The organism is Clostridium beijerinckii HUN142, from assembly GCF_000621745.1.
GTDB classification, from domain to species: Bacteria; Bacillota; Clostridia; order Clostridiales; family Clostridiaceae; genus Clostridium; species Clostridium beijerinckii_A.
The window spans coordinates 1-7,213 of the sequence record NZ_JHXK01000055.1 but is presented as its reverse complement, the minus strand read 5'-3'; the positions used below and the strand labels follow the sequence as shown (position 1 = coordinate 7,213).

Genomic DNA, 7,213 nt, shown 5'->3' with positions numbered 1-7,213 from the left:
TTTAAATGGACCTCATACAGCAATGGTTCCAGTAGCATATCTTTATGGATTAGAAACTGTAGGAGAATCTGTTGATCATGAAGTTATAGGAAAATATGTTCATGATGTAATATATGATGAAATCATAGAAACTTTAGATTTACCTCATGAAGAATTAGTAGAATTTGCAGATGCGATTATAGAAAGATTTCAAAATCCATATGTAAAGCACTATTTGATGAGTATAGCCTTAAATTCACTATCTAAATACAAAACAAGAGATTTGCCAAGTTTAACTGAATATATAAAGAGAAAAGGTGTACTTCCTAAGAAATTAGTATTCTCCCTTGCATCCTTAATAGAATTCTATAAAGGGAAAAGAGGAGAAGAAGATATTCAATTAGCAGATGATGAAGATATATTAGAATTATTTAAGGAATTATGGGAAAAACATGATGGAACAAAAGAAGGGATAAACAAAATTGTAACATCCGTTCTTGCATACGAAAAGAATTGGGGAAGCAATTTAAATGAAATTCCTAATTTAACTGATGAAGTTTCAAGATATTTAGAAATAATTGAAAAAGTAGGAATGAAGGAAGCTATAAAAGAAGTTCTTTAAAAATAAAATTATAAATTAATACTAAAATATTTATGTAGCTATTAAATTTAAAGTTATACACAATAATTTAATGGAAGTAGGTAGAGAGCAATGAAAGAAGTTATAAAAATAAATGAAAAAGATAATGTTGTTGTAGCACTCAGAGATTTATCTAAAAGCGAAATTATAGAAGTTGAAGATAAAAAAATTGAAATAAAAGAAGACATAAAAAGAGGTCACAAAGTAGCTATATCGGATTTTAAAGTTAACGAAAATGTAATCAAGTATGGATATCCAATAGGACATGCTATTGAAGATATATCAATAGGAGGATGGGTTCATACTCATAATATTAAAACAAATCTAGATGGAATTATGGAATATAATTTTAATCAACAGCTAAAACAAGTTTCAATAGAAAATAGAAATCTCACTTTTGAGGGATATAAAAGAACAAATGGTAATGTTGGTATAAGAAATGAACTTTGGATAGTTCCGACTGTTGGATGTGTTAATGGAATTGGTGAGAGAATAATCGAAAAGTTTAAAGAAGATGTAAAACCTGTTGGAATAGATGGTGTTGAAATTTTTAAACATAATTATGGGTGTTCTCAATTGGGGGATGATCATGCAAATACAAGAACTATACTTGGAAATTTAGTAAAGCATCCTAATGCTGGAGGAGTATTAGTACTTGGACTTGGCTGCGAAAATAATACAATGGCTGAATTTATTGAGTCATTAGGGGATTATGATAAAACTAGAATTAAATTTTTAGTATCACAAGAAGTTTCGAATGAAATAGAGGAAGGCGCTAAGATATTGCATGAGCTTTATGAAAATATGAAAGATGATAGGAGAGAATCGGTGTCTCTATCAAATTTAAAAGTTGGATTAAAGTGTGGTGGTTCGGATGGCTTCTCGGGAATAACTGCAAATCCTCTTGTAGGCAGTTTTTCGGATTTCTTAGTTGCACAAGGTGGAACAACAATACTTACAGAAGTTCCTGAAATGTTTGGTGCAGAAACAATTCTTATGAATAGAGCTAAAGACACTGAAACTTTTGATAAAACTGTACATTTAATAAATGATTTTAAAGAATACTTCATGGCATATAATCAGCCTATATATGAAAACCCTTCTCCGGGAAATAAAGCTGGTGGAATTACAACACTAGAGGATAAATCTTTAGGCTGTACACAAAAATCAGGAGATTCAACAGTTGTAGGTGTATTAAAATATGGTGAAACTTTAAAAACTAATGGTTTAAATCTTTTAAGTGGACCAGGAAATGACTTAGTTGCAGCTTCAGCTTTAGCGGCAGCCGGTTGTCATATGGTTTTATTTACAACAGGCAGAGGAACACCATTTGGCACATTTGTTCCTACAATGAAAATATCAACAAATACTCCACTATACAATTTAAAGCCACATTGGATGGATTTTAATGCAGGAACTTTAGTTGAAGATAAAACTTTAAATGAAGTAACAAAAGAGTTTATAAAATACGTAATCGAAGTAGCTAATGGAAAATATGTAAATAATGAGATTAATAAATTTAAAGAGTTAGCAATTTTAAAACAAGGTGTTACTTTATAAAATTTGGCATAAGAAAGTATAGAAAAATATATTTAAAGTAAAAGTATGTAACAAATTTAGCATATTAAAAATTAATTTTGATTTTATAGATTAAAATTAATTTAATATGCTATTTTTATTATGCCAATTATAATTTGTATTTTATTTTTTTAACATAAAGAATTTAATTAATTATTTAATATAAACAAGATTAAATAATTATGATTTAATTTTGTTTATATGATTTTTAAATAAGAAGAGCAAGAGAAAATTTAATTTTGAAGTTTTGAATAGGACTATTATGAATGTATGTGAAAGAAAATGAATTGTTGTGATTGAAAATGAATACATTCTGTGATATCATAATTACAAATTAAAAAAGCGGAATGTAGAGCTTTTAGATAAATGTTTTTGAATATTAATTTTTCAGCGTAATATTAAAATAACAAGATTGTTTATTGATTAGGAATTTTAATAATTTGATTTATTTTAGTATATATTCTAGAACGAGATACTATTAGAATGTGTTTAAATATATATCATAAATATAGAATTAATCTAAAATATTTTATAGTATAAAATTTGAAGGAGTTTTGAATCATGGAAATTAGCTTTGTAAGAATTGATGACAGATTAATACATGGACAGATTGCTACTATATGGTCAAAAGCAAGTGGATGTAACAGAATTATGGCTTGTAGTGATGAAGTTGCTAAAGATGATTTAAGAAAACAATTGCTACTTCAAGTAGCATTAAAAGGAATCAAAGCTTATGTAATATCAATAGAGACTGCTATCAAGGCTTATAAAGATCCCAAATATAATAATTTTAAAACTTTATTTTTATTTACGAATCCAGCAGATGTGCTTCGAATGATTGAAGGTGGAGTTGATATTAAGTCTGTAAATGTTGGAGGAATGTGCTATAAGGATGGAAAAAAACAAATTACTGGTGCTATATCCGTAAATAATCAAGATATAGAATGTTTCAAGAAACTTTATGAGAAAGGCATTGAACTAGAGATAAGGCAGGTAGTGAAAGATAACAAGGTTAATTTAATTGACAGGTTAAAAGAATTGAAATTCTTATAGAGAATAACAGTGAAGTGCTATATAACCTTTATAGATAGGGATATAGCATTTTTTTATTAAAGGTTAAAATTATTAGGAAAGTATGATAAAAACAAAGTAAAAGTTCAAGTTGAATTCAATTATATGGTAATTAATTTGCCTGATTTGGGTATTAATACTATAATTTTTTACAAAGAAGTTGTATTTCAATTGAATATGACGAAGAATTAAAAAACTGAATATAAAAATATTTTAGAGAGGAGAAATCTATGAGAAAACCTATAAAAAGAACAGCTGTTTTACATGATCTATGTGGAATAGGAAAAGCGGCTTTAACCAATGTAATGCCTATTTTATCGACTTTGGGGGTTGAGGTTTGCCCGATACCCACTATGATATTAACAAGTCATACTGGAGGCTTTAGTCCAAACATAGAAAGATTGGATGGCTATATAAGTAAGGCGGCTCAACACTATCTTGAATTGAATATAAATTTTGAAAGTATATTTGTTGGATATTTAGGAAGTAATAATAATATTGAAGAAACTTTACTTTTATTAGAATCTGTAACCAAGAATAAATCATTGATAGTGCTCGATCCTATTTTCGCTGACAATGGTTCTTATTATAGTAATTTTAATAAGGAATATTCAGATGGCTTAAAAAGGATAATAAGATATTCGCATATCATTACACCTAACTTTACGGAAGCGTGTATTTTATGTGATGAAAAGATTGTAGAAGAAGTGAATGAAGAAAATCTATTAGTGATTTCTAGAAAATTATATAGTTTTGGGTGTGAAAATGTAATAATCACAAGTGTACCTGTTGGAAATAAAAAGAAGATTGGAATAACTATATATAATGGAGAAAACGATTCTTTAAAATTAATAATTAGGGATAGGATAGAAAGATCTTATCCAGGAACTGGAGATGTTTTTACATCAGTTTTGATTGGATTAATTATGGATAACAATTCATTAGAAAAGAGTGTTGAGGAATCATGCAAATTTGTTGAGAATTGTATTAAGGAAAGCAGTTTTTATGATTATCCAGTAAGAGAAGGATTGCTTTTAGAACCTATATTATATCAGTTAAATAACTTAAAACGGTCAATAAAAGAATAATATATTTAAATACGAATATAAACAATCAATAAAAATCAATACTTGTGAAAATAAATGAATTTTATTGAAATAAAATGATTGATTTTTATTGGAATATAAGTTATTATTATATCAGAGGAGTGATGATAATGTTTACAGAAGAAAGGTTTAATATCATTCTTCAGGAGTTGAAGGTAAAAGGAATAGTATCTGTTACTGATTTAGTAAAATTACTGGATGCTTCGGAATCTACAGTTAGAAGAGATCTAAATACACTTGATAGTGAGGGGCTCTTAAAGAAAATTCATGGAGGTGCAATTGCAATAGGGGAGAGCACATCTAAGCACGATTATAAAGTTAATGTTAGACAATCTTTGAATGTAGATGAAAAATCTGAAATAGCAAAGCATGCTGCTGCATTAATTGAAGATGGAGATATGCTCTACTTAGATGCTGGAACAACAACTGAGATCTTAATAGATTTTATTGAAGCCAATGAAATAATAGTTGTAACTAATGGAATAGTTCATGCCAAAAAGCTTTTGGAAAGAGGTTTTAAGACCTTTATTGTTGGAGGCGAAGTTAAAGCTATAACTGAAGCAATAGTAGGAAGCACTGTGGTTGAAGATTTAAAAAAATATAACTTTTCAAAAGGATTTTTTGGAGTAAATGGCGTGAGCAACGAGAATGGTTATACAACTCCAGATATGAATGAAGCAATGGTTAAAGCTCAAGCAATGAAAATGTGTAGAGAATCATATGTATTAGCGGATCAATCTAAATTAGAAAAAGTTAGTTTTATAACTTTCGGAGCAATAGCAGATTCAACATTAATAACAACAAAAATTGATAATAATATTAGTTATGATACTAATGTAATAGAGGTGATAAAAAATGATTAATACAATAACTCTTAATCCTTCTTTAGATTATATTGTTAAAGTTGATTCATTTAAAGTTGATTCATTAAATAGAACTGAAGAAGAAAATATTTATGCAGGTGGTAAAGGAATTAACGTATCAATAGTTCTTAAAAATCTAGGGGTAGCTAATACAGCTCTTGGATATGTTGCAGGATTCACTGGAGATGAAATTTTACGACAAATACAAAGTCATGGTGTAAATTGTGATTTCATAAAATTAAAAAGTGGATTTTCTAGAATAAACGTGAAACTTAAAAGTGATGGAGAAACAGAAATTAATGGTTCTGGACCATCAATAACTGATGAAGAGTTAAACCTTTTACATGAAAAACTTTCGCATCTGACAAAAGGGGATTATTTAATATTATCTGGGAGTATACCCAATAGTGTGCCAGATAATATATATGAAAGCATTATGAACAGCTTATTGGATAAAGGTGTAGAATTCATAGTTGATGCAACAAAAGACTTGCTATTAAAGGTATTAAAATATAAACCGTTTTTAATAAAACCAAATCATCATGAACTTGCAGAAATGTTTAGGGTAGAGATAAAAGATGATAAAGACATAATTAAATATGGTAGAAAACTTCAGGAAATGGGAGCAAAAAATGTTCTTACATCGATGGCAGGGGATGGAGCAATTCTATTACCTGAAAATGGAGATCCGATAAAAAGGGCTGTGCCAAAAGGCATACTTAAAAATTCAGTTGGAGCTGGAGATTCAATGGTAGCTGGTTTCTTATGCGGATATTTAAAAAACAAAAATATAGAAGAAGCGTTCAAGATGGGAATTGCTACAGGAAGTGCAAGTGCTTTCTCAGAAGAATTGGCAACAAAAGAACAAGTATATGAATTATTAAAGGAAATTTAATAACAAATTTATTCTAGTATGAGTTGAATCTTATTATATTTTAAAGCTTTAATATTGGAAATTTAATTAGTATTATGATTTTTACAAAAGTATAAAAAATATGTTTAAATTTTAGGAGGTCAAAAATGAGGATTGTAGATTTATTACACAAACAAGGTATAAACTTAAATTTTAATCCAAGCACAAAAGAACAATGTATTAATGAATTAGTTGATTTAATGGACAAGACTGGAAATTTAAATAATAAAGAAGAATATAAAAAAGCAATATTAGCTAGGGAAGAATTAAGTACGACTGGGATAGGGGATGGAATAGCAATTCCACATGGAAAAACAAGCGCAGTAAAGAAAGCATCTCTTGCAGCTGCAATTTGTAAAAAAGGTGTTGATTATGATTCATTAGATGGTCAACCAGCACATCTTTTCTTTATGATTGCTGTACCAGATAATAATGATAATTTACACTTAGAGGTATTAGCAAGATTATCTACTATATTAATGGATGAAGCACTTAGAACAAGCTTAATCGACTGTTCTGATAAAGAGGAGTTTTTAAGGTTAATAGATAAGAAGGAAATGGAGAAGTTTCCAGAAGAGGTAAAGGGGGAATTAGGGATGAATAAAAGTGGTTATAGAGTATTAGCAGTAACTGCATGTCCAACAGGAATTGCACATACTTATATGGCAGCAGAAAGTCTTGAAAGTAAGGGTAAAGATATGGGAGTCTCAATAAAAGTTGAGACAAATGGTTCTGGCGGAGCTAAAAACGTTTTAACAAAAGAAGAAATAGCAAATGCAGAATGTATAATTATAGCAGCTGATAAAAATGTAGAAATGGCTAGATTTGATGGTAAGAGAGTAATTAAAACTAAGGTAGCAGATGGAATACACAAGTCGACTCAATTAATTGAGGAAGCTATAAGTGGAAATGCTCCAATATATCATCATGCAGGTGGTGCTGATAACAGCGAAGATGTTTCAAACGAATCAGTTGGACGTCAAATTTATAAGCATCTTATGAATGGTGTATCACATATGTTACCGTTTGTAATAGGTGGTGGTATATTAATAGCTTTAGCATT

General features: G+C 29.0%; 6 protein-coding genes and 1 pseudogene. All 7 read left to right on the top strand.

Going from position 1 to position 7,213, the window contains the following annotated elements:
• Positions 1-601: pseudogene (locus tag T483_RS0118130) on the top strand (tagaturonate reductase); the annotation flags it as partial.
• A 90-nt stretch (positions 602-691) separates the two neighbouring features.
• Positions 692-2,179: a UxaA family hydrolase gene (locus T483_RS0118125; protein ID WP_026888102.1), complete on the top strand. Its 1,488-nt coding sequence runs from the start codon at positions 692-694 to the stop codon at positions 2,177-2,179.
• 579 nt (positions 2,180-2,758) lie between these two features.
• Entirely contained in the window at positions 2,759-3,250 is a 492-nt protein-coding gene (locus tag T483_RS0118120) for a mannose/fructose/sorbose PTS transporter subunit IIB (RefSeq protein ID WP_026888101.1), read from the top strand.
• 248 nt (positions 3,251-3,498) lie between these two features.
• Positions 3,499-4,356, top strand: a complete 858-nt coding sequence (locus tag T483_RS0118115) for a pyridoxamine kinase (RefSeq protein WP_026888100.1) — start codon at positions 3,499-3,501, stop codon at positions 4,354-4,356.
• A gap of 128 nt (positions 4,357-4,484) precedes the next feature.
• Complete coding sequence (locus tag T483_RS0118110) at positions 4,485-5,237, top strand: DeoR/GlpR family DNA-binding transcription regulator (protein ID WP_026888099.1); 753 nt, start codon at positions 4,485-4,487, stop codon at positions 5,235-5,237.
• A complete protein-coding gene (gene pfkB, locus T483_RS0118105) occupies positions 5,230-6,132 on the top strand; it encodes a 1-phosphofructokinase (RefSeq protein ID WP_026888098.1) in 903 nt (300 codons plus the stop codon). The genes T483_RS0118110 and pfkB overlap by 8 nt, the downstream gene beginning before the upstream one ends.
• 125 nt (positions 6,133-6,257) lie before the next feature.
• The coding region (locus T483_RS0118100; RefSeq protein WP_026888097.1) for a fructose PTS transporter subunit IIA at positions 6,258-7,213 on the top strand (956 nt) is incomplete at its 3' end.

What these genes read in the sequence shown, in the direction of transcription:
- T483_RS0118125 (WP_026888102.1), top strand. Translation starts at nt 692, where the DNA reads ATGAAAGAAGTTATAAAAATAAATGAAAAAGATAATGTTGTTGTAGCA.
- T483_RS0118120 (WP_026888101.1), top strand. Translation starts at nt 2,759, where the DNA reads ATGGAAATTAGCTTTGTAAGAATTGATGACAGATTAATACATGGACAG.
- T483_RS0118115 (WP_026888100.1), top strand. Translation starts at nt 3,499, where the DNA reads ATGAGAAAACCTATAAAAAGAACAGCTGTTTTACATGATCTATGTGGA.
- T483_RS0118110 (WP_026888099.1), top strand. Translation starts at nt 4,485, where the DNA reads ATGTTTACAGAAGAAAGGTTTAATATCATTCTTCAGGAGTTGAAGGTA.
- pfkB (WP_026888098.1), top strand. Translation starts at nt 5,230, where the DNA reads ATGATTAATACAATAACTCTTAATCCTTCTTTAGATTATATTGTTAAA.